General features: G+C 65.8%; 2 protein-coding genes. Both read left to right on the top strand.

Annotation, left to right across the window (positions count from 1 at the left end):
• A partial coding sequence (locus ACQR1I_RS36850; protein WP_434871268.1) for a 2Fe-2S iron-sulfur cluster-binding protein occupies positions 1-180 on the top strand: 180 nt, incomplete at its 5' end.
• A partial coding sequence (locus ACQR1I_RS36845; RefSeq protein WP_434889016.1) for a molybdopterin cofactor-binding domain-containing protein occupies positions 177-1774 on the top strand: 1598 nt, incomplete at its 3' end. The genes ACQR1I_RS36850 and ACQR1I_RS36845, both read left to right, overlap by 4 nt.

Below are 1774 nucleotides of genomic sequence, written 5' to 3'. Positions count from 1 at the left end.
ATCATGCAGGCGGCCTCGCTGCTGGCCAAGACGACGAGCCCGACCAAGGAGGAGATCACAGCGCACATGGACGGCAATCTCTGCCGCTGCATGACCTATTCGCGGATCCAGAAGGCGATCCAGCGCGCCGCGTCCGAGATGCGCACCGCGTCCAACACCAGCGACCGGAGGGCGACATGAACCAGCACGTGAAAGCAGCGCCCACCATGACACCAGATATGGCCCCCGATCTCAGCCGCCGTTCCTTCCTGGTCGGCACCGCCGCCACCGGCCTCGTGCTCGGCTATGCCGGCCTTGCCGATTCCGCGCTTGCCGCGACGACGCCGTCGGCCTTCGAGCCCAGCGTCTGGTACTCGATCGCGCCGGATGGTCTCGTTACCGTGACCTGCGGCAAGGCCGACATGGGTCAGCACATCGCCTCCACCATGGCGCAGATCGTCTGCGAGGAGCTGGGTGCGGCCTGGAAGGACATGCGCGTCCAGCTCGCCTCCAACGATCCGAAGTTCAACGATCCCGTGCTCGGCGCCCAGATCACCGGCGGCAGCTGGAGCACGATGATGAACTTCGACGCCATGAGCCGCGCCGGCGCCGCAGGGCGCATCGCGCTCACCGAGGCGGCAGCCGCGTCGATGGGCGTGCCGGCCAAGGAGCTCACGGTGCGCGACGGCATCGTGATGCATGCGAAGTCCAAGAAGCAGATGAGCTATGCCGAGATCGTCAAGAGCGGCAAGATCACCAAGAGCTTCACGCCGGACGAGCTGAAGGCGATCACGCTCAAGACACCCGATCAGTACACCATGATCGGCGTCTCGGTGCCGCAGATCGACATCCCGTCGAAGACCAACGGCACGGCGAAGTACGGCATCGATACGATGCTGCCGGGCATGGTCTACGGCAAGGTGGTAACGCCGCCGGTGCGCTTCGGCGCCACCGTCACGGCGGTCGACGACTCAGAGGCCAAGAAGGTGCCGGGCTTCATCAAGGCGGTGACGCTGGATGACAAGACCGGCTCGACCTCGGGCTGGGTGGTCGCGGTGGCCTCGACCTTCGCCAACGCCAAGAAGGCGGCGGACGCGCTCAAGATCAGCTACGACAAGGGCCCCTACGCCAACGTCAGCACCGACTCGATCATCACCGAGGCGATGCGGCTGCAGGCGCAGGACGATGCCGGGCAGTTCTTCGTCAAGGACGGCGATGCCAATGCGGCGCTCGCCGGTGCGGTGAAGGTGCTGGAGGCGGAATACACCACCAGCATCAACATCCATGCGCCGATGGAGCCGATGAACGCGACCGCCGAGTTCAAGGGCGACATCCTGCACATCTACTCCGGCAATCAGTTCGCGACCCGCTCCGGCGCGATCGCGGCGGGTGCTGCCGGGATCGATCCGAAGTATGTCGTGATGCATCAGGCCTGGCTCGGCGGCGGCTTCGGCCGCAGGCTCGATGCCGACATGATGGTGCCGGCGGTGCAGGCGGCGAAGGCCGTCGGCAAGCCGGTCAAGGTGATCTATTCCCGCGAGAACGACATGACGATGGACTACTCGCGGCCGCTCACCTACCAGAAGGTCAAGGCGGGGCTCGACGCCAGCGGCAAGCTGGTCGCGCTGAGCCACGACGTGGTCTCGGCCTGGCCGACGGCGCGCTGGGGCATCCCGGACTTTCTGTCGCCCTCGGTCGACAAGAAGGGCCCGCTCGACTCGTTCACGGTCAACGGCGCTGACTTCTTCTACACCGTGCCCAACCACCATGTGCGCGCGATCAAGAACGAGCTCGC

Source organism: Bradyrhizobium sp. HKCCYLS2038 (genome assembly GCF_051167655.1).
In the GTDB taxonomy this organism is placed as follows: Bacteria; Pseudomonadota; Alphaproteobacteria; order Rhizobiales; family Xanthobacteraceae; genus Bradyrhizobium.
Note: the sequence above shows the minus strand (reverse complement) of the source record. Positions and strands in the feature narration are given on the sequence as shown.